Origin of the sequence: Lacticaseibacillus thailandensis DSM 22698 = JCM 13996 (assembly GCF_001436135.1) — a bacterium.
Taxonomy (GTDB): domain Bacteria; phylum Bacillota; class Bacilli; order Lactobacillales; family Lactobacillaceae; genus Lacticaseibacillus; species Lacticaseibacillus thailandensis.
Genome location: NZ_AYZK01000001.1, coordinates 735,240 through 759,784 on the forward strand (window position 1 = coordinate 735,240; position 24,545 = coordinate 759,784).

The 24,545-nt window shown below is 53.2% G+C and carries 21 protein-coding genes; 4 read left to right on the forward strand and 17 right to left on the reverse strand.

The genetic code is table 11. The features are described from left to right. Positions 1 to 5: 5 nt before the first annotated feature. The 4 genes from FD19_RS03345 to FD19_RS03360 form a co-directional block, all read right to left on the reverse strand. On the reverse strand, positions 6 to 893 hold the full coding sequence (locus FD19_RS03345; protein WP_056969114.1) for a Cof-type HAD-IIB family hydrolase: 888 nt from the start codon (positions 891 to 893) through the stop codon (positions 6 to 8). Between the two features lie 65 nt (positions 894 to 958). Continuing rightward, a complete protein-coding gene (locus FD19_RS03350) occupies positions 959 to 1,570 on the reverse strand; it encodes a GNAT family N-acetyltransferase (protein ID WP_054750996.1) in 612 nt (203 codons plus the stop codon). Between the two features lie 7 nt (positions 1,571 to 1,577). Continuing rightward, positions 1,578 to 2,063 carry a YbaK/EbsC family protein gene (locus FD19_RS03355; protein ID WP_054750995.1) on the reverse strand — a complete coding sequence of 162 codons (486 nt, stop codon included), beginning with the start codon at positions 2,061 to 2,063 and terminating at the stop codon, positions 1,578 to 1,580. Positions 2,064 to 2,134: 71 nt separating this feature from the next. Then, positions 2,135 to 2,896: a MurR/RpiR family transcriptional regulator gene (locus FD19_RS03360; RefSeq protein ID WP_054750994.1), complete on the reverse strand. Its 762-nt coding sequence runs from the start codon at positions 2,894 to 2,896 to the stop codon at positions 2,135 to 2,137. Between the two features lie 111 nt (positions 2,897 to 3,007). Here FD19_RS03360 and pfkB point away from each other — a divergent pair, with 111 nt between their 5' ends. Together pfkB and FD19_RS03370 are read left to right on the forward strand one after the other, a co-directional pair. Beyond that, complete coding sequence (pfkB, locus tag FD19_RS03365; RefSeq protein WP_056969115.1) at positions 3,008 to 3,943, forward strand: 1-phosphofructokinase; 936 nt, start codon at positions 3,008 to 3,010, stop codon at positions 3,941 to 3,943. A 17-nt stretch (positions 3,944 to 3,960) separates the two neighbouring features. Continuing rightward, complete coding sequence (locus tag FD19_RS03370; RefSeq protein ID WP_056969116.1) at positions 3,961 to 5,916, forward strand: fructose-specific PTS transporter subunit EIIC; 1,956 nt, start codon at positions 3,961 to 3,963, stop codon at positions 5,914 to 5,916. Between the two features lie 87 nt (positions 5,917 to 6,003). Here the strand turns inward: FD19_RS03370 and FD19_RS03375 are convergent, their stop codons facing one another. The 7 genes from FD19_RS03375 to FD19_RS03405 all read right to left on the reverse strand — a co-directional run bounded on the left by FD19_RS03375 (position 6,004) and on the right by FD19_RS03405 (position 13,799). After that, positions 6,004 to 6,867, reverse strand: coding sequence for a GRP family sugar transporter (locus FD19_RS03375; RefSeq protein WP_056969117.1), 864 nt, complete (start codon positions 6,865 to 6,867; stop codon positions 6,004 to 6,006). A gap of 369 nt (positions 6,868 to 7,236) precedes the next feature. Then, the gene (smpB, locus tag FD19_RS03380; protein ID WP_054750993.1) at positions 7,237 to 7,710 is read right to left on the reverse strand and encodes an SsrA-binding protein SmpB; all 474 of its coding nucleotides are present in this window, start codon (positions 7,708 to 7,710) and stop codon (positions 7,237 to 7,239) included. A gap of 30 nt (positions 7,711 to 7,740) precedes the next feature. Beyond that, positions 7,741 to 10,104, reverse strand: coding sequence for a ribonuclease R (gene rnr / locus FD19_RS03385; RefSeq protein WP_056969118.1), 2,364 nt, complete (start codon positions 10,102 to 10,104; stop codon positions 7,741 to 7,743). A gap of 72 nt (positions 10,105 to 10,176) precedes the next feature. Then, complete coding sequence (locus tag FD19_RS03390; protein WP_054750906.1) at positions 10,177 to 10,902, reverse strand: alpha/beta hydrolase; 726 nt, start codon at positions 10,900 to 10,902, stop codon at positions 10,177 to 10,179. Between the two features lie 215 nt (positions 10,903 to 11,117). Continuing rightward, complete coding sequence (gene secG, locus FD19_RS03395; RefSeq protein WP_056969119.1) at positions 11,118 to 11,354, reverse strand: preprotein translocase subunit SecG; 237 nt, start codon at positions 11,352 to 11,354, stop codon at positions 11,118 to 11,120. Positions 11,355 to 11,448: 94 nt separating this feature from the next. Further along, on the reverse strand, positions 11,449 to 12,990 hold the full coding sequence (locus FD19_RS03400; RefSeq protein WP_056969120.1) for a ClC family H(+)/Cl(-) exchange transporter: 1,542 nt from the start codon (positions 12,988 to 12,990) through the stop codon (positions 11,449 to 11,451). 158 nt (positions 12,991 to 13,148) lie between these two features. Next, entirely contained in the window at positions 13,149 to 13,799 is a 651-nt protein-coding gene (locus tag FD19_RS03405) for an MIP/aquaporin family protein (protein WP_054750905.1), read from the reverse strand. A 326-nt stretch (positions 13,800 to 14,125) separates the two neighbouring features. Between FD19_RS03405 and FD19_RS03415 the strand changes: the two genes are divergently transcribed. Continuing rightward, the gene (locus FD19_RS03415; protein ID WP_156639596.1) at positions 14,126 to 16,339 is read left to right on the forward strand and encodes a LysM peptidoglycan-binding domain-containing protein; all 2,214 of its coding nucleotides are present in this window, start codon (positions 14,126 to 14,128) and stop codon (positions 16,337 to 16,339) included. Between the two features lie 748 nt (positions 16,340 to 17,087). On the opposite strand, the gene FD19_RS09680 is transcribed toward FD19_RS03415, so the two are convergent. Further along, positions 17,088 to 17,816, reverse strand: coding sequence for a hypothetical protein (locus FD19_RS09680; RefSeq protein WP_056969122.1), 729 nt, complete (start codon positions 17,814 to 17,816; stop codon positions 17,088 to 17,090). A gap of 3 nt (positions 17,817 to 17,819) precedes the next feature. After that, positions 17,820 to 17,948, reverse strand: coding sequence for a hypothetical protein (locus FD19_RS09925; RefSeq protein WP_268872336.1), 129 nt, complete (start codon positions 17,946 to 17,948; stop codon positions 17,820 to 17,822). A gap of 19 nt (positions 17,949 to 17,967) precedes the next feature. On the opposite strand from FD19_RS09925, the gene FD19_RS09685 reads away from it, so the two are divergent. After that, entirely contained in the window at positions 17,968 to 19,563 is a 1,596-nt protein-coding gene (locus FD19_RS09685; RefSeq protein ID WP_056969123.1) for a glucosaminidase domain-containing protein, read from the forward strand. Positions 19,564 to 19,927: 364 nt separating this feature from the next. On the opposite strand, the gene eno is transcribed toward FD19_RS09685, so the two are convergent. The 4 genes from eno to gap form a co-directional block, all read right to left on the reverse strand. After that, entirely contained in the window at positions 19,928 to 21,238 is a 1,311-nt protein-coding gene (gene eno / locus FD19_RS03430) for a phosphopyruvate hydratase (RefSeq protein ID WP_054750900.1), read from the reverse strand. Between the two features lie 87 nt (positions 21,239 to 21,325). Beyond that, positions 21,326 to 22,081 carry a triose-phosphate isomerase gene (tpiA, locus tag FD19_RS03435; protein WP_056969124.1) on the reverse strand — a complete coding sequence of 252 codons (756 nt, stop codon included), beginning with the start codon at positions 22,079 to 22,081 and terminating at the stop codon, positions 21,326 to 21,328. Positions 22,082 to 22,145: 64 nt separating this feature from the next. Further along, positions 22,146 to 23,336: a phosphoglycerate kinase gene (locus FD19_RS03440; protein ID WP_054750899.1), complete on the reverse strand. Its 1,191-nt coding sequence runs from the start codon at positions 23,334 to 23,336 to the stop codon at positions 22,146 to 22,148. Positions 23,337 to 23,505: 169 nt separating this feature from the next. Further along, positions 23,506 to 24,531, reverse strand: a complete 1,026-nt coding sequence (gene gap / locus FD19_RS03445; RefSeq protein WP_054750898.1) for a type I glyceraldehyde-3-phosphate dehydrogenase — start codon at positions 24,529 to 24,531, stop codon at positions 23,506 to 23,508. Positions 24,532 to 24,545: the final 14 nt, after the last annotated feature.

Sequence of the window (24,545 nt, forward strand, 5' to 3'; positions counted from 1 at the left end):
TATCACTACTTAGTTGCTACTTCCTGGTCGTTCAACTCAATGGCCCGATAAATTGCTTTGGCCACGCCGTCATGCACGTTCGACTCAGTTTCAAACCACGCCAACTCCTTGATGGGTTGTACGGCGTTCCCCATTGCCACACCGTACTTGGCGTCACGAATCATCGACTCGTCGTTAAAGTTGTCACCGATAGCCATGACGTTGTCCATAGTTAGGCCACGTTTCGCCGCATAGGCCGCTACCGCGAGCCCCTTTTGGGATTTAATGTTATTGATTTCGATGTTGTTGCGCGAGCTGCTAGTGACCATTAATTTCCCCGTAGCCAGCAACAACTTCTTCGGTTCACTCAACGCCACCGGGTCGGCCGTGTTGAAGGCGATGATCTTCATCACGTGGACGTTTTCATCCCCAACGATTTCACCATAATCCGTGACGTAATTGATGTTCATAATTTCCAACCGGGCTGAGGCCAACGCCACCGCCATTTTGTAATCCGTATCGGGGTTGAGATTGACCAGCAAATCAGCCACGTTCTGAATCCGCCGGACGCGGCTGTTGGAAAAAATGCCGTGGTCGGTGACCAGTTCGTAGTACAAATTCCGGTCATCCAGCGTCTTCATGGCCAGTTCCGTCATGTCGTCAGCCAGTGGCACTGATACCACCAACCGGCCGTCCTCATCAAACACCTGCGCACCGTTCAGCGTAATGTACGCTGTCCGCAGTTGTTGCTCCTGTAGTAACGGTTTGGCTTCGGTGAGGCCGCGACCCGTCGCCACCATGAACTCAATGCCGTGCGCTTGTGCCGCCCGGATGGCCGCGGCGTTCGCGTCGGAAACCTGCATTTTGTTGTTCAACAAGGTGCCGTCCATGTCGGAAGCGATAATTTTAATCATTTAAGCGTCCCCTTCATTCGCGCATTTACGTTCATTTTAGCATGAATGCGGTTACCGGAACAGCGCTAGCGCCCGGATTGCCCGGTTCTAGCCACCGTGACGGTAGCTGACCGTAAGTCTTGGCGCATGTGCCGGTACTCGTGGTCGAACAACCGCACCCGACCATCCTCCGTGAAACCTTCTCGTGCATATAACGCCGCGGCGCGCGGATTCACCAAGTCGCACAGCAACCCGATCCGCTGGTCGCCGTGTTGCTGGCGCTGCTGCTTGGCGGCGCGTAACAACTGCGTACCCACGCCGCACCCCCGCGCGTTACTTTTTACCGCTAATAGGTCTAAGTACCACTCCCCGGGAAAACTTTCGCGGTCAGGAAAGAGGTCCCGACCATCAGTGATGCCGACGCGCGGTAGAAACGGGGCAAAGGCGTCGTCAATGTGCGCTTCGGCTGCCGCCGGATAACCCACGCAGATACCCACGAGCTCGTCACCTGTGACCGCCACCAAACTGTGAGCATAACTGTAGCGGTACGCACCGACCCGAAAGGCATCCGCAAAGACGGCATTCACCGCCGCATCCGTCATCGCCATGATGGTAGGAATTTCCATTTCGTCAAACACTACTTTGATCAGCGGTGCCGCCTGCACGCCATCGGCAGGTGTTGCTGGTCGAATTTGCATATTAATATTAATCCTCCTGTACGGCTACACCTTCAACGCTAGTAATGCGCGGCGCAACCCCCAAATTCCGTAAGAACCGCAGTAAGTCTGCTGAACTGATGACCACCAGCTGGTCGGCAGCGCCCAAGTCAAAAGCAAGGGCAGCCCGCCCCACTAACTGGCGACTCAATACCACCGGCACGTGCGTGTCCTCGGGTAACGTCAACGCACTAACGTGGCCCGACGTCGCGCCGACTGCTGTCAATTGTGTGGGAGTAGCTGGCTGAATACTATCAGCGTCCACCCCGTAAATCGTGGCTAACTTGTGCCTGTCTACCTGGTAGCGTGCAGCTTGTAGCACCAGGACGGGTTGGCCCTGCACCGCCAAGCACTCGTTACTAACAACCATTACTTTGGTTCCAGTGGGAGTTGGTGACGCCGCCGCCGACCCGACCACCTCATAGTGAATCCGCAAACTATCTAACCGTTGAAGATATTGCTTTGGTAAAGCCATCTGCCTCATTCCACCTTTGCCTTCCATTGTCGACCAACCCGGCAACAGGGTCAACGGGCCAAAGTCGGACTTTACTCTCCGTGACCCTGGTCGTGTTGTTCCTGCACCCGAACCACGTAGGCGTCCAGCAAGATACGGCTGATCACCTGGACGGGTAATCGTGAGTGCACCTCATAATCAGGAAAGTAGGATTCAGCCGACTTATATCCGGTCAACAAAATATCGGTGTACTGGGCCAGCGAGGCGTCCGCGTTGGTGGTGATGGTAACGATGGGTACGCCGTGCGCCCGTAATTTACGGGCGGCCGTCACCAGCTCTGGAGTCTCCCCATTCAGCGAAATAAAGATGGCGCACGCCGTGGTGGGCACGCGCTCGGCTAACGTCATGATGATGTTGGGATCGTGCAGGGTTTGCGTGTACTTCCCCGCCAACTGAAACTTTAACGCCATTTCGTCGGCAATCATTTCCGACAACCCACGGGCAAAAATGTACAGCATCTGCGCACCGGCAAATTGCTGCACGCTATCTTCAATCGTGGCGATGTCTAGTTGGTTGATAGTCTGCTGTACCTCGCGTAGATTGGCGGTGATGACCTGCCGAATATTACTATCCGCTTCCCGCAACACCGCCGGCTCCACCTCATGTTGGCGACTGACAGAATGCCGAAAATCGGTGTACCCGGAATAACCCAGTTTCTTCATCGTGCGCACAATCGTGGCTGTGGACACGTTCGCAAACTCCGCAAACTCCACGATGGACATGCCCATAATATGATCCCGCTGCCGGTGGATCAGATCCACCACGTACTGCTCACTAGCACTAAATTTACTCACTTGGGGCCTCCCGTAAACTTTTTCAATTTTGACGTCATCGGCCAAACTAATTAGAAAACATTTTCAGGCATCGCTGCGTTATGCTCTTCTTGTAGACGAGGAGGACAACGCATGCTTTATACACTCACTTTGAATCCAGCAATTGATTTATTTATTGATACACCACGGCTGGACGCCGACGTGGTCAACCGTACCAATAGTTACGACGTCCAGGCCAACGGTAAGGGTGTCAACGTTTCTTTTATTCTACAACGCCTGCACGTACCGAACCAGGCGTTAGGGATCGGTGGTGGCTTCACCCTAGCCTACATTCAGCAACAGCTTTCAGCGGCCGGGATCACCAACGACTTTGTCGACGGTGGCGGCATTACCCGCATCAACGTGTTCGCACACGTTCAGGACGGGCCCCGCGAATACAAGCTCGTTAATCCGGGCCCGCAGGTCACCCCCACAGCCCGACAACAGCTGCTGACTAAGCTGGAACAACTGGGGCGGGACGATACGTTGATTATTTCGGGAAGCTTTGCGCAAGGCATCCCCGCTAACTTCATCGGTACCATCGGTCAGCAAGCCGCCAGCCAGCACTTCCAGTTCGTGATCGATACATCATACCCGGAAGTGCTCGACGCCCTGCAATACCACCCGTTACTGGTCAAACCTAACAACGTCGAACTAGCCAGTTGGTTTGATCAACCGGCCGACATCGACGCCGACCACCTGATTGAGCTAGGCCAGGAGCTCCGTCGACGTGGTGCCCAGAACGTCCTCATCTCTCGTGGGGGCGCGGGTGCCATCCTCGTCGGCGACCGTGTCTTTACGGGTACGGCTCCGACCATCACCGTTCTCAATTCAGCTGGTTCTGGGGACACCATGCTGGGCACCTTTGTTGCCGGCATGGTCACCGGCAAGGCACCAGCGGCCAACCTACAAATGGCACTGGCTGCCGGCAGTGACACCGCCCGCAGTGCTTGGATCACCGACTTCCAGCACGTTCCGGAATTGGCGGCGCAAATCAACGTGACAGAAGTGAAGCATTCGCAGTATTAATGGAGGAGGCAAACATTATGGCAAAGTACGATTTAATTGCTGCGACTGGTTGCGCAACTGGGATTGCGCATACCTACATGGCCCAGGAGGCGTTGGAACAGGAAGCCAAGCGCCGGGGTCTGACTATTAAAGTGGAAACCCACGGACAAACCGGCGTGGATGACCCGCTGACCCAAGAGGAAATTGACAACGCCCGGGCCGTCATTGTGGCGTCAGACATCGATGTAGACGCGGACCGGTTCGCCGGTTTGCCCCTGATCATGGTGCCAGTTGCTGCTGGCATTCGTGATCCGGGTAAATTGTTTGATGAGGCGCTGGCCAAAGATGCACCCATCTATAAAGCCAATACCACTGCCAAAGCCGCTGCTAGTGACAACGAGCAGGGTGGTGGCCTGTGGCACCTGATCTACACCAGTCTGATGAACGGGGTTTCGCACATGCTACCAGTCGTTGTGGCTGGTGGTGTGCTCACCGCCATCTCGTTTTTCTGGGGCATCTATTCTGCTGACCCCAAGAGTGACCAGTTCAACGCTTTTGCCGCCATGCTCAATTCGATTGGTGGCACGACGATGAACCTGATGGTCCCCGTACTGTGTGCCTACATTGCTGAAGCGATTGCTAAGCGTAGCGGTCTGATTGTTGGCTTTGCGGTCGGCATGATTGCCTTCACTGGTGGGACTGGTTTCCTTGGCGGGATCGTCGGTGGCTACGTTGCCGGGGGTGTCATCATTCTGCTGCAACACCTGCTGAAGCCCCTACCTGACAAGGAGTTCCGCGGCCTCAAGGCGATTTTCCTTTACCCAGTACTGGGCGTGTTCATTGCCGGGGTCATCATGTGGGTCATTACTAAACCAATGGCCGGCATTAACACCGGGATGATGAGTTTCCTGAAGGGCATGCAAAACTCTGATCCCATTATTCTGGGTCTGATTGTTGGTATTATGTGTGCTTCTGACTTTGGTGGTCCCATTAACAAGGCGGCTTACTTAACCGGGACTGCCCTACTCGCTCAAGGCAACAGTCTGTTCATGGCTGGGGTTTCGGCCGCATGTATCGCTCCACCAATCGCTACTGGGATTGCCGTATTGCTCAACCCCAAAGCTTACACTAAGGACGACCGGAGTGCGGGTTACGTTAACTTCCTGCTGGGTTCAACCCACATTACCGAAGGGGCCATCCCCTTTGCCGCCAAGAACCCGCTACTAAACATTCCTAGCTTCATGATTGGGTCGGCCATTGCTTCGATTCTCACCTACATGAGCAAAATCAAGGTCCCAGCACCACACGGTGGCTTCATCATTTTGCCGCTGGTTAACCACCCAATTCTTTGGGTCGTGTACATTCTAATTGGTGCCGCGGCCTCCGGCGTCCTACTAGCCCTGATTGCTGGACACTCCGCCCGCAAGCACGGCGTCACCCAGTCGTCCGTCTCGTTAGCCGGTTTGACCGGGGATGAAGCGGTCGCCGCGATTGCACCAGACGCTACTGCCGCTTCGAACCAAGGCACCACTACCAGTAATGATGATGCTAACCTAGGTGACATTTTAACCGACGATAACATTGTCCTAGATGCCACCGCGACCTCGCGGGATGATGCCTTGCACCAGTTGGCGGAGTTGGCCGTTAAAAACGGCATCGCCACGGACGCAGAAGCGGTCTACCAAAAGTACCTACACCGTGAAGGCGAAAGCTCGACCGGGATGGAACAAGGTATCGCGATCCCGCACGCCCAAGACGCATCCATCAAGCACTCCGCCATGTTGGTCGTGCGGCTACAACAGCCAGTCAAATGGCAAACATTCGATAACCAGCCAGTCGACACGTTGATTAGTTTCCTAATTCCGGAGCACGATAACGGTGCGCACCTGCACTACCTGAGCAACACCGCAAAGCTGTTGACGCACCAGACCTTCATCAAGCAATTGAAGGCCGCCCACACGCCAATGCAGATCCTCACGTTGTTCAAAGAATAATGCATAGCCGTTTGTGTTCAATTTAACGGTACAGAAAGGGCGCCACACCTCAGTGTGACGCCCTTTGAATTGCTCAACTAACAGGCCTTACAGGAACGCCGTCACGACACTCCCTACGACTACCAGTAGCAGCCCCAGCAACGTGTACGTCATGGCCCGGCCGCGGCGTGCTTCGTGCAGAATGAACATGCCACCCAGCGTGGAGATAACCACGTTCAGCTGTGTGATCACGTATGCAGTGGCCACACCGTTGGCCTTGGCGGAAAAAATGTAGGCCAAAGCCGAAATGCTGAACACGATGCCAACCAGACCGTTCTTCCAAGTGGTGGCTTCACTGAACGCTTTACCTTTGGACACCACCAGTGCGTACACGGACGCACCCAAGAAGATGCCGAGCATCTGCGGGAAGAAGTAACTCATCCCACTCTTATCAGCCAACAACGGAATCTTCGGTAAGGCACTGTACACCCAGTAACCAATGGACGTAGGCAACAGCGTCGTCAGGGCTGGGCCCCAGATGCTGTGGGTATGGCCATCAGACTTTTCTCCAACGGTCGTCAACAGCACGCCAATGATGATCAAGGCAATGGCGGCAAAGCCCAACACGCGGGCGAGGCTGCCCTGCCATTCACCGAACATCAGCACCCCAATTAACGAGGTCCCCACCAGTTGGAAACCAGTCGACAGTGGCATCGTTTTGGACACCCCAATGCGCCCAAAGCTGATGTACTGACCAGTTTGGCCAATCACCCAGAAAGCACCGGACACGAGGCTCAGCCAGAAGGCCGCCCCGGTCACCATGCGCGTCATGATGAGGGTAATTGCGCCGACGAGTAATGCACCGAGCCCGGTACCGAGAATTTGGTTGGTCTCACGACCACCCATCTTGCTAATAATCATGGGCTGGATGCCCCAGCCAATTGCCGGGATCAATGCGATGAGGATATTCATTTGAACTTTGTCATCCTTTCTGTAATCACTTTGCCATTAACAGTAACGTCAATGTACACACTGGGTCGGCTTGCTGGCCGTGGTGTCACATTATGAATTTGTTTACCAACGATATATTAGGTGCTTTGTAAGCAGTTAACTATACCATTCTACGCAAAAGGTGCGGACCAATCAATTCTTTTTTTGCTTAGCATGTAACGGTAACGTTATTTTATATGTAATGTCACCCCATTATTTTAGTTCAACCAACAAAATATCCCGCCATGATTAGCCGATGAATGAATACAATTCATCGCCCAGTCATGGCGGGATTATTTGTCAGTCAACCGCAACCAAATGCCTGCTGTTGGCCACCATCAAACGTAGTATTTAGTACCGTTCCTTAATGGCCCGTGCAATCTCTCGGTCCTGGTCACGCCGCTTGAGCGTTTCCCGTTTGTCGTAGTTATGCTTCCCGGAAGCAATGCCTAACAGCACCTTAGCATAACCGTGCTTCAAGTACACCCGTAGCGGAACAATGGTTAAACCCTTGCCCGCGGTGGCTTCATCGAGCCGCCGAATCTCCTGTTTGTGCAATAACAGCTTACGGTTGCGCAACGGGTCGACATTGAACACATTCCCCTCCTTGTAGGGACTAATGTGGACATTTTCTAGCCACGCCTCACCGTTGCGAATGCGCGCAAACCCGTCCTTCAGGTTCATCTTGCCAGCCCGCACCGATTTGATTTCGGTCCCGGTCAACGCCAGGCCGGCCTCGTAGGTATCGCCGATGTTGTAATCATGCCGTGCCTTCTTGTTTTGCGCCAGCAAGTTTGCCGGCTTCTGCCGATGCTTTTTAGCCATGTTGACGCCTCCCTTCTGGCAACGTACGTACTACTTACGCTTCATGTGAATCTGGTTAAACGGCTGCTTGCCGTGCTTTTGGCCCCCACGCGGGTGCCGGTTACCACCGCGCCCGTTACCCTGATGGTTCCGGCCACCAAAGCTGGGCTTACCACCATGGCTGTTATTCGACCGCGGCTGGGGCTTCTTGATGTCGCTGGTATCAAAGTTAGCGGCTGGTGCCTGGTCCGGGTCAACGATGACAAAGTCGACGTTGTGCTGCTCCACGTCAACGTTTTCCAACCGTACCCGCACAGGCTGACCGATCCGATACATCCGGTGTGAACCCGCACCAACCAGAGCCATCTGCTGTTCCACAAACTGGTAATAATCATCAGTCATGTTGCTGATGTGCACCAGCCCCTCAACCGTGTTCGGTAACTCGACAAACATCCCGAAACTCAGTACAGAGGAAACCACCGCGTCGAATTCCTGGCCGACTTTGTCCTCCATGTACTCAGCCTTCTTCAGGTCATCAACGGCGCGTTCAGTGTCCACACTCCGCCGTTCGGCCGTGGAGGTTTGCACCGCGATGTCCGGCAAGACCTGCTTCCACTTCGCCTTCACGTCATCACTGGTGCTGTGCGCATATTCACGAATCATGCGGTGCGCCACCAGGTCAGGATAACGCCGAATTGGCGAGGTGAAGTGCGAGTAGTACTTCGCGGCCAACCCAAAGTGGCCCAGTGGGTCCGGTGAGTACCGGGCCTGCTGCAGGCTCCGCAAGAGCTTGACGTTGACCATGGCTTCTTCTGGGGTCCCGGCGACGTCCGTCACTACTTGCTGCAACATCCGTGGCGTGACGTCTTTGCCCTTCACGTTGTGAATCTGAATGCCAAAGGTCGCCAGGAAGTCCATAAATTCCTTCATGGAATCCTTGTCGGGCTGCTCGTGCACCCGGTAAAGGAATGGCAGGTGGGCATCGTAGTAGTGCTTAGCGACCGTTTCATTAGCTGCAAGCATGAAGCTTTCAATCATCCGTTCCGAGGTGCCACGTTCGCGAAGGACGATATCGATGGGGTGACCCACATCGTCCACAATGATCTTGGCTTCATGTTCTTCAAAGTCGATTGCGCCACGTTCATGCCGCATCTTGTACAAAATCTGGTGCAACTGGGCCATGTCTTGGAGCATCGGCAACAACTCCTGGCGGTCACCTAACGCACTAGCATCCCCGTCAAGCGCCTTGTTGACGTTGTTGTACGTCAAGCGCCCATGTGAACGAATGATGCTTGGGTAGATGTCGTGATTGACCACGTGGCCCTGCCCATCAATTTCCATATCACAGCTCATTGCCAACCGGTCAACGTCAGGGTTCAGGGAACAAATCCCGTTACTCAACCGGAATGGCAACATCGGGATGACCCGGTCCGTCAGGTAAGTTGACGTGCCCCGGTCATACGCTTCATCATCAAGCGGTGTCCCCGGACGCACATAGTACGAAACGTCGGCAATGTGGACACCCAAATGGTAGTTACCGTTGTCCAAGCGCCAAACCGTGACGGCATCGTCAAAGTCTTTGGAGTCATCACCGTCAATCGTCACCACGGCCTGGTCGGTAATATCGCGCCGACCGGTCCGGTCACTGTCCAACACGTGGTCGGGGATATTTTGCGCCTGCGCTAATACTTCCGGTGGAAATTCGGACTTAATGTGGTTGGACATCACGATACTCATGATATCTACACCTGGGTCGTTCTTGTTTCCGAGGTTCTGACTCATCATCCCCGTCATGCTGGCTGGATGCAGGTTATCTGGGTAGTGGGTAATTTCCACCATCACCATGTCCCCGGCTTGGGGATGCATTCCCGTATCCTCCACCATGATGGGGTACTTGTGGATCTTCTTTTCGGGACTCGTCACCGTACCAATGAAGCCGGTTTGCCGCGCTTCTTTGTCCGAAAACGGCTGAAATTCACCTACTAATGACGTGTACTTGTGTCCCGTGACCTTGGTTACTTCGCCATCAGCCCCCCGCGGATCACCCGGTTTGGCTGGGTGCAGGATGTTGATTTCAACCGTATCCCCGTCAATAGCGTGCTTCGTGTTTGGTGGGGCGATAAACACATCCGGGTCGGTGGAATCATCCACGCTCACAAAGCCGAAACCCTTATCGTTACCACGGAAAGTACCCACGATGACAGCCTTCGGGGCACCCAACGAGTACTGCTCCTGCTCGTTCTGATGAATAAAGCTTTCCTTCATCAGGCCGTTCAACGCTGTCACCATGTTCTTAATGTCGGCACTATCCCTTAGCTTCAGTGCCCGTTGCAATGACGCCACGGAGTAGTTCACCTTGGCATTGCGCCGAAACAACCCTAATAATTCATTACGTATGTGACCAACAGTGGTCATGTTCTACCTCCAGATGGGGTGCGCCCAGCGCGACCCCACTTCTTCTTTAATTAGATTTATTAATTAACAATTTTAGAGCCGGGCCAAAAATGCCAACACGTCGCGACTCAACTGGGCCTGGCTGTGGGGATCCGCAGTCAGAATGTGGTTGGCCTCCGGGTACCACGCCAATGACGCGGGGGCGCCCCGGAATAACGCCAGAGACCTCAACGCTGTCTGCGGTGTGATCACAGTGTCCTGTCCACCCTGTGCCAACAAGACCGGTACGTGAACGGATGGTGCCGCGGCAATGGTTAGATGCGCTAGGTGACGCAACGCAGCGCGCTGATGCTCAATTGCGCCCTGCGCGGCCCCAAAATCCGCTTGCTGGTCGGACTCGCGCACAATGTAGTCCATGTACCGGTGTACCGTCCGCGCAAAGTGCGGCGAACCGTCCACCAGTGGCGTGGCAAACGCACCGCCAGCCACGACCCCCGCCATCGTTTCGAGGGCGCGCAGGGCAAAGTTGCCACCCATGGAAAGACCGAACGTCACCACACGACCGTATTCGCGCCGCATCGCGCGCACCGCTGCCTGGGTCTCCGCCAGCCACCGGTCAGGGCCAAAACTCAATGGCCCCAACGGCGTCTTGTCGGCGTGGCCACTAAAGATGGGTGCCTGCACGGCGTAACCCGCCGCGTTTAGATCATTGGCCAGTAACCGCATATCACGGCTACTACCCGTAAACGAATGTAGTAAGACCACTCCGGGCAAGTCCTTACGGCCCGGCAGTGTAATTGGTTGCGGATATCTGAGCACAGGGTAACTCCTTTCGATGCACCATTGTTGCCTGTATGGCGGTTATCGTCACCACACGGGTTGAACCCAGATAATCGACCAACAACCCTTCTTCAACAACCCACCAGTAATATTGAGAACAAACTGCACGTCCAGCCCGACGGCAGCCACATAACAACGCCAGTATAACAAAAGTCCCCCGCAAATTCCGGGAGACTTCGGTCGTGGCGCTCTATTTAGTGCGAAGCAATGTATGCCAACGCAATGGCCAACCCGAAGAAGACCACACCCAAAACCAACGTGACCTTTTCCATGAAGGCTTCAAAGCCCCGGGACTTGGTGTGACCAGACGGATCCATGGACCCGCCTGATAGTGCGCTCAGAGCATCCTGTTGCTTGGATGGCTGCATCATCACCGCAATGATGATCAGCACTGAGTCTGCGATTAGCAACGTGGTTAATAGTGATTGCACGATTCTTCCTCCGTGTCCGTTCAAAATACTAATGATATGCTACCACAAAAGCCTTCAATTGCATAGCGTTAACTGCAGTTTAGTCCCATCGATATTACTCGGTGAGTGGGCGCGCCGCCGCGCCGCCGATCACCGCTCGTACCCGCGCCTGGCGACTACCGTCAGTCATCACCACGAGGGTATCCCCCGCGCGAATCATGGCCGCGCCTTGTGGGACCAACCGGCGCTCACCCCGACGAATTTCGACCAGCAGGCTCCCCGTTGGCCACGTAAAGTCACGCACCTGGTGCATGTCCAACGTCGAACCGGCAAAGACGGGTACTTCGAACGTCACCGGGTGGTGCAATTGGCTTAAACTTTCTGGCACCGTCATCCGGTTCAATAGCGCCGCATAAATTGGCTGGCCGCCAAAGATATCCGTGGTGACGTACGCTACCAACGACACCACTGCCAGCGGTAGCAAGTGACCGAGGTTGCCCACCATCTCGGTGATGAGCAGAATGGCCGTAAATGGTGCCTTGCTAATACCCGCAAAGTAACCAGCCATCGCGAAAATCATCAAGTTAACCACGTACTGTTGGGGTAAGAGTCCTAGCCGCACCATGGCCACACCATACAGCGCACCAAGCACCGCCCCTAACGTCAAGATAGGAAGAAAAATCCCCCCAGGCAGTCCGGAACCGTACGCCATCATCGAAAAGACGAAGCGCACGACAAACAGGAGGCACAGCGCCGAAAGGACGGGTATCTGACCACCAAGGTTGAGAATCACCCCGTTGCCACCACCCAGTACCTGGGGCATCCAAAATCCTAGCGGAATGATCAGCAACAACGGTACAACGCCCTGCGCCACGCGGGGAATGGGTAAGTGGCCATACCAGCGTGGCAGTGAAAGCAACGTGGCGTTATAGAGCAAGCCCAACAACCCCAAGATGATTCCCAACACTACCAGGTGCCAGTATTGATTCATCGGCAAACTATGCGCATAAGTGATGTGGAGCACCGGTGTGAGCCCGAAGACCCGCATGGACACGTAGTCGGCGGCCACCGCAGACGCCAGGCTACTCATCCACACCAACGGGCTAAAGTTATGGTAAACCTCCTCCAAAACGAACATCACACCCGCAATGGGTGCGTTAAAAGCCGCGGCTAACCCACCAGCTGCTCCGGCCGCAATCAGGACGCGTCGTTCACTGCCACTTTCGTGACGGCCAGCAGCGACCCCCTGACCAATTGCGGCCCCTAATTGAATGGAGGGACCCTCCCGGCCCAGGAACAAGCCGGAACCAATCGCCAGGACGCCGGCGACAAACTTGCGCCAAAGGATCCCCCACCAGTGGAACTCCATGGTGCCTTGCAACTGCCCCTCTACCTGGGGAATCCCGGAACCGCTGATGTTGGGCTCCTGACGCAACAACACAGCGGCAATGATACTAACGACGATGCCCAGTACCAACACCACTGCGAGACTTGGCCAGCTGGGGTGCGCGTAAATGCCCTGGATCCACGCTAACATGTGTGCAATGAACAGCCTGAACAAAGCCACCGTCGCTCCCGCTAAGGCCCCCACTACCAGGCCCCAACCAATGAAGTGCAATCGTGATCCATCAATTAGCCGTCGCATCGACTGATTCATCCCCCTAAAAAATCTCAATGTTTCCAGTATATGCCTTACCGCAACGATTAGTCAATGACAATTATCAATTGCTACAGACATGGCACAAGCCTTGGTGCTTCAACGCAGCAAAAAATCCTACCCGGAGGCAGGATCCATACGGCGTTCTTCAACAACGGCTACTCCTCACTACCTAAGAAACGCGAAGCAATTGCGGCCAAAGCACCCCCAAGTTCCGGTGCCAGGATGTAGACCCACAGATCACTCAGCGCATTACCCCGTGCAAAAAGGGCCGGACCAATCGACCGGGCGGGGTTCAACGACCCACCCGTGAGGTTAAGCGCAACGACAATTAGTAGGGCCAAACTGATGCCAATTACCAGACCAGCAAACTGGTCGTTGCCGTGCTGGACACTAGTAACGTTGAGAATTACCAGCACGAACAGGAATGTGACCAACGTTTCCACTACGACCGCCATCCAGGGCTCAATCACGGTAAAGTCCGTTTGACCCAACTGACTGGTTGATTGTCCCAGGGCGTTAACAAACAGCGCTACAAAGGCACTCCCAACGATACAACCAAAAATCTGCGCAATGATGTATCCCACCGCATCTTTGCCACTAATACGCTTATTGATCAGCATGGCAGTGGTCACTGCGGGATTGAAATGGCCACCAGAAATTCCGCCAAAGGCGTAGGCGGAAATCGTAATCGCCAACCCAAAAGCTAACGCAATGGTCAGCACCTTACCATTCGCGATAACCACTGCGCTCGTACCAATGAAGACCAGTAAAAAGGTGCCCAAAAATTCTGCGCTCAATTTACGCACATTGCTCACTCCTTCCAACGTTCAACCACCACTCCACCTTGTGATTGTATGTACATATATCATAACGGATTATGCTGGCTGCACACAAGGGTGAACCGTTATTTTGAGCCACAATCAGCTGACCACGGGTATAATGTGGCCAAATTCACGCATAGCCCGGTTGGCAGCCATATTTGTTTGAATAACCAGTATTAAATAACAAACGTAACTGATTAAGACTGGGGCAAATGCTGGCATATTCACCGCAAAATGTCTTAAGATAAACGTATACATTTTGAGAATAGCATTAATTATGAGCACGATCTGTTTCACAGGAGGATGAACGAATGGCTACATATAAACACAGCAATTTCTACAAACACGGACGTCGCATTAGTAATAAGAAGAAGATTGCCACCACAACCACTACGCTGGCAGCATTACTCACCATGGCAGGTGGTTTCAGTCAGTTAAAAACGCCAGCTGCCCAGACGGTTAAGGCCAGCACAAGTACCACTCCCGTCACGGGTTCTGGCGCAACTTTAGCGGTCAAGGGCACTAGCAGTGCAGCTAGTTCCGCCGCCAGCAACGGTAGTACCACCGCCTCTACTGCTAGTATTGCCTCATCAAGTGCTAACAGTAGTGCGGCTACATCCACGGCTAGCTCAGCAGCATCGAGCGCCAACAGCGCCACTAGTAGCGCCAATTCTTCGGTAAGTGCGTCATCCGCGGTCACTAGCAGTGCTACAAGTAGCGCTACCAGTTCAGCCGCCCCAACCAGCTCCAGTAACGCGACGAGTACCAGCGCGGCCACTAGTGCCGCTTCATCAGCTACTCCTTCCTCAGCCGCCAGTTCGGCTGTCTCCAGTAGTACATCTACCGCGTCAGTTTCTAGCGTTGCCGCCAGTGACACGAGCAGTAGTGCCAGCGTGACGGTCACCAGCACCGCGCCTGCATCGTTAGCCGCCGCTAAAGCATCAGCAGCCGCAACTTACGCTCAGACTGGCCAACCACAGCAGATCGTCATGACGGATGCAACCGCCGTAGTTGCCCAGCCAACCTTCAGCAGTACCGCACGTTTACAGAACTTCATTGAAAGTGTTGAAGATGGAGCCATTGCCGGTTGGTCTGAATATGGTGTCCTACCTTCCGTCACGGTTGCTCAGGCAATTCTGGAAAGTGGCTGGGGTCAATCATCATTATCTACCAGTGCCCACAACCTCTTTGGTATCAAAGCTGACAGTAGTTGGACCGGTAGCACGGTCAGCTACCCAACCCAGGAATACGTCAATGGTAGTTACGTCACCGTCAACGCGCGGTTCCGGGCCTACGCCAACAACTCAGCCAGTGTTGAGGACCACGGGGCCTTCCTCAAGGAAAATTCCCGGTATAGTAATATCATTGGCAACACTAGCTACACATCCGTAGTCAATGACCTGCAAAGTGACGGCTACGCCACCGACCCGAGTTACGCGCAGTCTCTGTTGAGCTTAATCAAGGAGTATAACCTCACCTCTTTGGACACCATTGCCCTGAATGGTGAAACTATCAGCGGCCACACCGCTACCAGCACGAGTACCGCTACGTCAGCCACCACTTCAGCCACTAATGCCGGAACTGGTACGGGCTCCAGTAACACCAACGTTTACTACACGGTCAAAGCTGGTGACACCCTGAGTGGTATCGCCGCGAAGTACAGCACGAGCGTTAACACGCTGGCTAGTTGGAACAGCATTAGCAACGTGAACTTGATTCACGTGGGTGACGTGTTACTCGTGCAAAAGGCCGCCACTACCACTAAAGCAACTACGACTACCAGTACGACTAGCGCCAACACTTACTACACCGTCAAATCTGGTGATACGTTAAGCGCCATCGCGGCCAAGTACAACACGACCGTTGGTACCCTCACCTCCTGGAATGGTATTAGTAACGCAAACCTGATTCTCGTGGGCCAGAAGTTACTGGTCAAGAAGGCTACCGTTACAACCACAACCACTACGGCAAAGGCGACTACCAGTACGACCAGCGCCAACACTTACTACACCGTTAAATCCGGCGATACACTCAGTGCCATTGCGGCCAAGTATGGCACCACGGTCAACACGTTAGCCCAGAACAACAGTATTAGTAACGTTAACTTGATTCGGGTTGGCCAGCGGCTGCTGATCAGCAAGGGTTCATCAACCACAGCGACGCAAAGTTCCGCAACCGCTGCTAAGACCGCCTCGACCGGCACCACTTACACGGTCAAGTCTGGTGATACTTTGAGTGGCATCGCCGCTAAGTACGGAACCTCTGTCGCTAGCCTGGCATCATTGAACAGTATCAGTAACGTCAACCTCATCCGCGTTGGCCAAACACTCAAGGTGACCGGCTCTAGCAGCGCTACTACTAAGACTAATACTAGTAACAGTAGTAGTACGTACACCGTCAAGTCTGGTGATACGCTCAGCGGCATTGCGGCTAAGTACGGTACATCCGTCAGCAAGTTGGCATCGCTCAACGGTATCAAGAACACCAACCTCATTCTTGTTGGTCAGTCCTTACGGCTAAACTAAGTTAATCAGCCTCAATTTACGGACCCGTGCTTAATTGTCACGGGTCCGTTTTTGTACATACGTTAGGACATCATGAGTAAGACAAGGGCATGAATAACGCTTGTGTAACAAGCTATACCATTAGCTGAACGCCTGTAACCAAACTGTAACATTAGGCTAATTGATGACACTTTTTCACGAGCAAAACGTATGTTTGCGCCCATAACCACCGGTATTATCGCATTTTTAAAAAAACACAATGTACCCCTTTATCGAACAAATACTTGCATGTTACACACACTCGTTGCCCATCTGGTCGAAAAGTTAAGAAAGTACTAACGTGATCTTGCACGATGTTGTACAATTACTTTGACGATTTCTACACGAAATGTGTTGAGGAGGAAATCAATATGGAAAAATACAAACACGCATTCACTGGCAATGCGCACGTGCCCGATAAGAATGTCTTAGCAACAACTTCAACGATTGCGGCGGCAGTTGCGGTTGCGAGTGGGTTGGGTTTAAATCATGTCAGCGCGCACACTATGAACGCTAGTGCGACTACTCCCACCACTGCGAGTGCCGCAGACACCAACAGTAGTGCTGCGTCGTCAGCAACATCTGCGCAGAGCGCAAGTACGGCTACAAGTGCCAGCAGTAGCACAACTGACAGTCAGGCTACAAGTACTGCGACTAATAAGAAGGATGCGCAGGCAACTACAACGTCAAGCAGTACCGCGACGAGCGATATGGCAAGTACCACAAGTAGTCAGGCGTCCAGTGCAAGTACTAATGTAGCCTCCAGCGCAACCACTAAGTCAGCGTCTAGCGCGGCATCAAGTGCAGCTACTAAGCCAGCGTCCAGCGCGGTATCCAGTGCCACTACCAAGCCGGCGTCCAGTACGGCATCAAGTGCAACTGCTAAGTCAGTGTCTAGCGCGGCATCAAGTGCAACCACTAAGTCAGCGTCCAGTGCAACGTCAAATATCGCTACTAAGCCAGCGTCCAGCGCGGTATCCAGTGCCACTACCAAGCCGGCGTCTAGCGCGGCATCAAGTGCAACGACTAAATCAACGTCCAGCGCGGTCTCCAGTACCACTACTAAGCCGGCGTCTAGCGCGGCATCAAGTGCAGCTACTAAGCCAGCATCCAGCGCGGTATCCAGTGCCACTACCAAGCCGGCGTCCAGTACGGCATCAAGTGCAACTGCTAAGTCAGTGTCTAGCGCGGCATCAAGTGCAACCACTAAGTCAGCGTCCAGTGCAACGTCAAATATCGCTACTAAGCCAGCGTCCAGCGCGGTATCCAGTGCCACTACCAAGCCGGCGTCTAGCGCGGCATCAAGTGCAACGACTAAATCAACGTCCAGCGCGGTCTCCAGTACCACTACTAAGCCGGCGTCTAGCGCGGCATCAAGTGCAGCTACTAAGCCAGCATCCAGCGCGGTCTCCAGTGCCACTGCTAAACCAGCATCCAGTGCTGCTTCCAGCACCGCCACTAGTCAAGCATCCAGCGCCGCTTCCACCGCGACGACCAAGCCGGCGTCGAGTGCAACATCTAGCGCAACCGCCACACCGGCGTCCAGTGCCGCCGCCAGTGCAACGACCAGCCCAGCATCGAGTGCCAGCACCAGCGTTGCTACCCAGACAGTGGTTACGGATGATATTAACGTCGTGAACGCCGCCAAGTCGGCTGCAGCCAAGGCGTATGCTACCACGGGTCAAGCACAACAGATCGTGGCCATTGATGATGCGGTGACTTCCGCGCAGCCGACCTTTAGTTCGACTGCCAGATTGCAGAACTTTATCGAGAGTGTTGAATCCGGCGCCATCAGTGGCTGGCAGAAGTACGGTGTGCTACCGTCAGTCACGGTAGCACAGGCTATTTTGGAAAGTGGTTGGGGGACCTCCTCACTCGCAACCGCTGCCCACAACCTCTTTGGTATTAAAGCTAATAGCAGTTGGACGGGTGCTAAGGTCAACTACCCTACACAAGAGTACGTCAACGGGCGGTACGTCACCGTTAATGATTACTTCCGCGCCTATAGCAATAACTCCGCCAGCGTCGAAGACCATGGTGCCTTTCTCAAAGACAATTCGCGTTACGCCAACGTCCTCGGTAACACCAACTACCAGTCAGTGGCTAAAGATCTACAGGCGGATGGTTATGCAACCTCGCCAACCTATGCTAGTTCGTTAATCAGCTTGATTCAGACCTACAACTTAACCGCCCTGGATAGCATTGCTCTGAATGGTAGCAGCATTAGCGGGCACACTTCCAGCAGTAGCAACGCTAACTCGGCCACGACCAGTGCTACCAATGGTGGTACTGGTGCAGCTGGTTCTGGTAATGGCAATGACAGTAACCACTACACGGTTCAGTCTGGTGACACCCTGTCCGGGATTGCCAACCAGTTTAGTACAACGGTCAACACTTTGGCTCACCTGAACAACATCAAAAACGTTAACTTGATCCATGTTGGTGATAATCTGTTGGTTAAGCAGGCTAACGCAGCTACTACTAGTGCCAAAGCTACGGCGGTGAAGGCTACCACAACTACTACTGTTGCTAAGGCTGCTCCAGCCAAAACAGCAGCCAAGTCCTCGGTTACCGTGACACCGACAGCGACCGCCACTCAATCGACTGCAACAACCGTTAAGCCGCAGTTTAAGGCATTTGTTGACGCAACGTACACGACGGTCGCAGCTGCGAACAGCGCCAGCTCTGCTCAAGATACCACTGCTGCCGTATCCTCTGCTAGTACTTCATCGGCTACTACAACCGAAGCTACTAGTTCGGACGCGATGGTTACCACAAAGTCAGAAGCAAACAACGACCATGGCTCGCAGGCAACTAATTCGGCAGCGTCCTCTACCGCTAGTTCCTCTGCTACCGGTTCTTCTGCCGCTGGTTCTTCTGCTACCAGCCAAGGAGCATCAGGGGCATCAACCACAAGTTCCGCTGGGAGTAAGGCCGCCTCAGCGTCCTCGAGCACCGCTAACAACGGTGCGCAGAGCCAGGCAGCAAATGGTTCTCAACGACCAGTAGCACCCGCTACTAACACCAGTGCTACTGGCCAAACGTCATCGGCACAGAGCATCGCGGCTACTAATACAAATAATCAAGCAACATTCCCGCAGACTAACGATGATACCACGCGTGCAGCTGTTCTTTCCGGTGTGGGTGTTCTGTTAACCCTCTTCGGACTTGGTGCTTCACGCAAACGTCGTCGCGACGAAAAATAGTTAATTAATTGAATAGAGTTTGAATTATGCGTCACCGTGATAAAGCGGTGACGCTTTTTTATTTGGCCGCTAGGAACATACCTTGATTTTGCCAAAACCATCATTTAGAAAGGTCTACGCTGCTTTCGTTGGGCGAACCGCACATCAACATATATATCCCCCAGGCGTCTACGCATCATCACCAGACTGTCACATTGGACTCCCTACACATAAAGGCAACCAGCCCCACGAGAGAGCCACTCTGGTTGATCACTCTTCATCGGTTTGAACTCCCCCATCACCATTTCGTTGTACAAAAAAACGTCCCGCTACAATGCAACGGGACGTTCGTCGTTAAGGATTGAAGCTCAACGCAAGGTAAAGACTACTTTACGTTCAGATTCTTAACGTTGTAGAAGGAATCAAGGCCACGGTACTTGGAAGACTTACCAAGCTGGTCTTCAATCCGCATCAACTGGTTGTACTTAGCGATACGGTCAGTCCGGCTCATGGAACCGGTCTTGATCTGGCCAGCGTTAGTAGCAACAACCAGGTCAGCAATCGTGGAGTCTTCAGTTTCACCGGAACGGTGGGAAACAACGGCGCTGTAGCCGGCTTCCTTAGCCATTTCGATAGCTTCGAAGGTTTCAGTCAAAGTACCGATTTGGTTCAGCTTGATCAGGATGGAGTTAGCAACGCCCATGTCGATACCCTTCTTCAGGTAGTCAGTGTTCGTTACGAACAGGTCATCGCCGACCAACTGGACCTTGTCACCGAGCTTAGCGGTGATCTTCTGCCAGTCTTCCCAGTTGTTTTCATCCAATGGGTCCTCGATGGAAACGATTGGGTACTTGTCAACGAAACTAGCGATCAAGTCGATGAATTCGTCAGTGGTGTAGTGCTTGTCTGGGTCGCTCCAACGAAGAACGTAAGTGCCAGTCTCGGCATCGTACAGTTCGGAGGAAGCAACGTCAAAGGCCAAAGCAACATCTTCACCAGGCTTGTAGCCGGCGTTCTTGATAGCTTCAACCAAGATTTCAAAGGCTTCTTCGTTGTCCTTCAAGTTAGGGGCAAAGCCACCTTCGTCACCGACGGAAGTGATGTCACCCTTGGACTTCAGGAGTGCCTGGAGTGCGTGGAACGTTTCGGAACCCATACGGATGGCTTCGCGAACAGTCTTGGCACCAACAGGCATAATCATGAATTCCTGGAAGTCAATCGTGTTAGTGGAGTGTGCACCACCGTTGATAACGTTCATCATTGGCGTTGGCAGCACGTAGCTGTTAGGACCGCCAAGGTATTCGTACAGTGGCAGACCCAGTTCATCAGCAGCTGCACGTGCAGCAGCCAGAGAAACACTCAAGATGGCGTTCGCACCCAACTTGCCCTTGTTAGGGGTACCGTCCAGGTCGATCATAGCCTGGTCGATAGCACGCTGGTCGGTAACATCCATACCGATAACAGCCTTGGCAATCTTGTCGTTAACGTTAGCAACGGCCTTCAGCACACCCTTGCCGCCGAAACGATCCTTGTCACCGTCACGCAGCTCAACGGCTTCGTGTTCACCGGTGGAAGCACCGGAAGGAACCATGCCGCGGCCAAAGCCACCGTCTTCCGTGTACAATTCAGTTTCAACAGTTGGGTTGCCACGAGAGTCCAAGACTTCGCGAGCATAAACATCTGTAATGATAGACATGTATATTGTCTCCTTTTTCTGAGTATGACTACATTTTAAACTAACTAGCAACACTTAGTCGAGGTGCTACCAGTGCGTTACCAAAAATTAGTCTTGGAAGTGAGCCAGGGCCAAGAAGCTTTCTGGGTCCATGGAAGCACCACCGACCAAACCACCGTCGATGTCTTCTTTGCTCATCAATTCCTTAACGTTGGCAGGCTTGACGGAACCACCGTATTGAATGCGGACGTTCTCGGCAGTCTGTTCGTTGTAAAGAGAAGCAACGGTCTTACGGATGTGTGCACACATCTCTTCTGCCTGGTCGGCCGTAGCGGTCTTACCAGTACCAATTGCCCAGATTGGTTCGTAGGCAATAACCAGGGAGCTAACCTGTTCAGCAGTTAAGCCGTCCAGAGCAGCCTTGATCTGACCTGCAACCCAGCTCTCAGCTTCGCCGGCTTCACGCTGTTCCAGCGTTTCGCCACAGCAAATGATTGGCAGCATGTTGTTGCGGAAGATGGCCTTAGCCTTCTTGTTGATGTCTTCGTCCGTTTCCTTGAAGTACTGGCGACGTTCGGAGTGACCAATCACAACGTAGTCAATGCCCATTTCGGACAAAGCCTTCGGACTAGTCTCACCGGTGAAGGCACCAGCATCTTCAAAGTAGGAGTTCTCAGCTGCGGTCTTCAGGGGTTCGCCCTTAGCACCAGCAACCAAGGTGCTCAGGTCAATGGCCGGAGCAGCAATGACAGTTTCTACCTTGCTAGCATCTGGCAGCTTGCCCTTGACCCCATCCAGAAACTTTTGGGTTTCTTCAGGGTTCTTGTTCATCTTCCAGTTACCGGCAATAATTGGGGTACGCATGGATGTATTACTTCCTTTCACTAACGTTTACCGACAATGCACCGTTATTGCGGCGCAATGTCACTTACTTGTTGGAAATAGCGGCGATCCCTGGCAGTTCCTTACCTTCCAGGTATTCAAGGCTAGCACCACCACCAGTGGAAATGTGGGTGATCTGGTCAGCAACGCCCAATTCCTTGGCCGCAGCAGTGGAATCACCACCACCAATGATGGTCGTAGCATCCTTCAATGCACCGAGTGCCTTACCAACTTCGTAAGTACCCTTAGCAAAGTTGCTCATTTCGAACACACCCATTGGGCCGTTCCAAACAACCGTCTTGGCACCATCCAGGGTCTTCTTGAACAGTTCGATGGACTTAGCACCAATATCAACGGCCATGTAGCCATCAGGAATGTCGCCTTCAACCGTCTTGGCTGGAGAATCATTCTTGAATTCCTGCACAACCACGTTGTCAACAGGCAGAACCAGCTTATCGCCAGCTTCGTCCATGATCTGCTTAGCGAGGTCGATCTTGTCCCTTTCAACCAGGGAGTTACCAATCTTCAGGCCCTTAGCTGCGTAGAACGTGTAGGTCATACCACCACCGACGATGATCTTGTCAGCCTTTGGTACAAGGTTACGGATAACACCAATCTTATCAGAAACCTTGGCACCACCCAGGATAGCAACAAATGGGTGCTTCGGGTTCTCAACGGCGTCGCCCAAGAACTTGATTTCCTTTTCCATCAGGAAGCCAGCAGCCGTCTGTGCCATGTTGGAGGCAATCCCAACGTTGGAAGCGTGGGAACGGTGTGCAGTACCAAAGGCGTCGTTAACGAACAGGTCGCCAAGGCTAGCCCAGTACTTGCCCAATTCAGGATTGTTGCCGGATTCCTTCTTGCCGTCCAGGTCTTCGAAACGGGTGTTTTCCATAACCAGAACGTCGCCATCGTTCATGTTGTTGATGGCATCTTCCAACTGCTTGCCACGAGTGGCTGGGACGAAGGTCACGTCCTTCTTCAGCAGGTCGCTCAGGTGCTCTGCGACTGGACGCAAGCTCAACTTAGCCTTGTCTTCTTCAGTCTTAACACGACCCAAGTGGGAAAGCAGGATGGCCTTGCCACCGTGCTCGATTACGTACTTGATGGTTGGCAGTGCGGCAACAACACGGTTGTCGTCACCAATCTTACCGTCCTTGATCGGCACGTTGAAGTCAACGCGGATCAGGACCTTCTTGTCCTTGACATCAAGGTCAGAAACAATCAATTTTGCCACGAGATAATGCCTCCTAAATATTTTAGTTAACTGTTTTAAGTACCGCCCGCGCGTAACACGGGCGTTGGTACACCCCGCACCCCGAAAAAAAGAAAGCGGAGGGAGTAAACCTCCCTCCGCTCTCGGCAGTGCGGTGTTGCTTATTAACGCAACGTGCCACTAATCGAAATTAGTCAGCAAGCTTTGCGAAGGCAAGCAGGGTACGAACCATCTGGCAAGTAAAGCCGTATTCGTTGTCGTACCAAGCAACCGTCTTAACCAACTGGTAGTCACCTGCAGTAGTAACTTCAGTCTGGGTTGGGTCAAAGATGGAACCGAACGTCGTACCGATAACATCGGAAGATACGATTTCGTCTTCGTTGTAACCGAATGATGGGTTGTCAACGGTGTGCTTCTTGATAGCTTCGTTAACTTCGTCGGCAGTAACCTTAGTCTTAAGGATAGATACCAATTCAGTCAGGGAACCATCAGGAACGCTGACACGCTGTGCGTGACCCTGCAGCTTACCCTGCAGTTCTGGGATAACCAGGCCAATAGCCTTGGCAGCACCAGTGCTGTGAGGAATAGTGTTGTAAGCAGCAGAACGTGCAGAACGCTTGTTGCCACCACGTACAGGGGCATCCAGCAACTTCTGAGTACCAGTGTATGCGTGAACAGTAGTCATGGTACCTACTTCAAGACCGAATTCCTTGTTCAGGAAGTAAGCCATAGGTGCCAAGCAGTTGGTCGTGCAAGAACCAGCAGAAACAATGCGGTCATTTGCATCCAAGCTGTCGTGGTTAACGTTGTAAACGATGGTCTTGATCTTGCCGGCAGGAGCAGAAATCAGAACACGCTTTGCGCCAGCGTTGATGTGAGCCTGGGCCTTTTCTTCGGAAGTGTAGAAGCCAGTGCATTCAAGGACGTAGTCAACACCGTCGTTCTTAACCCAAGGAATGTTGTTTGCGTCTGGTTCAGCGTAAACAGGGTATTCCTTACCATCAACAACGATGGAGTGGTCAGTAGCACTAACTTCGCCAGGGAAAGTACCGTGGGTTGAGTCGTACTTAAGAAGGTGTGCCAACAATGCTGGAGTAGTCAAGTCGTTGATAGCGACAACTTCAATGTCGCTGGACTTAGCACCCAATTCGTGAATCCGACGGAAAGCCAAACGACCGATACGGCCGAAACCGTTGATACCAATCTTAACAGTCATGCTAAAATTTCCTC

What these genes read in the sequence shown, in the direction of transcription:
- FD19_RS03370 (WP_056969116.1), top strand. Translation starts at nt 3,961, where the DNA reads ATGGCAAAGTACGATTTAATTGCTGCGACTGGTTGCGCAACTGGGATT.
- FD19_RS03355 (WP_054750995.1), bottom strand. Translation starts at nt 2,063, where the DNA reads ATGGCTTTACCAAAGCAATATCTTCAACGGTTAGATAGTTTGCGGATT.
- pfkB (WP_056969115.1), top strand. Translation starts at nt 3,008, where the DNA reads ATGCTTTATACACTCACTTTGAATCCAGCAATTGATTTATTTATTGAT.
- rnr (WP_056969118.1), bottom strand. Translation starts at nt 10,104, where the DNA reads ATGACCACTGTTGGTCACATACGTAATGAATTATTAGGGTTGTTTCGG.
- FD19_RS03415 (WP_156639596.1), top strand. Translation starts at nt 14,126, where the DNA reads ATGGCTACATATAAACACAGCAATTTCTACAAACACGGACGTCGCATT.
- FD19_RS03400 (WP_056969120.1), bottom strand. Translation starts at nt 12,990, where the DNA reads ATGAATCAGTCGATGCGACGGCTAATTGATGGATCACGATTGCACTTC.
- gap (WP_054750898.1), bottom strand. Translation starts at nt 24,531, where the DNA reads ATGACTGTTAAGATTGGTATCAACGGTTTCGGCCGTATCGGTCGTTTG.
- tpiA (WP_056969124.1), bottom strand. Translation starts at nt 22,081, where the DNA reads ATGCGTACCCCAATTATTGCCGGTAACTGGAAGATGAACAAGAACCCT.
- FD19_RS03350 (WP_054750996.1), bottom strand. Translation starts at nt 1,570, where the DNA reads ATGCAAATTCGACCAGCAACACCTGCCGATGGCGTGCAGGCGGCACCG.
- eno (WP_054750900.1), bottom strand. Translation starts at nt 21,238, where the DNA reads ATGTCTATCATTACAGATGTTTATGCTCGCGAAGTCTTGGACTCTCGT.
- FD19_RS03375 (WP_056969117.1), bottom strand. Translation starts at nt 6,867, where the DNA reads ATGAATATCCTCATCGCATTGATCCCGGCAATTGGCTGGGGCATCCAG.
- FD19_RS03345 (WP_056969114.1), bottom strand. Translation starts at nt 893, where the DNA reads ATGATTAAAATTATCGCTTCCGACATGGACGGCACCTTGTTGAACAAC.
- smpB (WP_054750993.1), bottom strand. Translation starts at nt 7,710, where the DNA reads ATGGCTAAAAAGCATCGGCAGAAGCCGGCAAACTTGCTGGCGCAAAAC.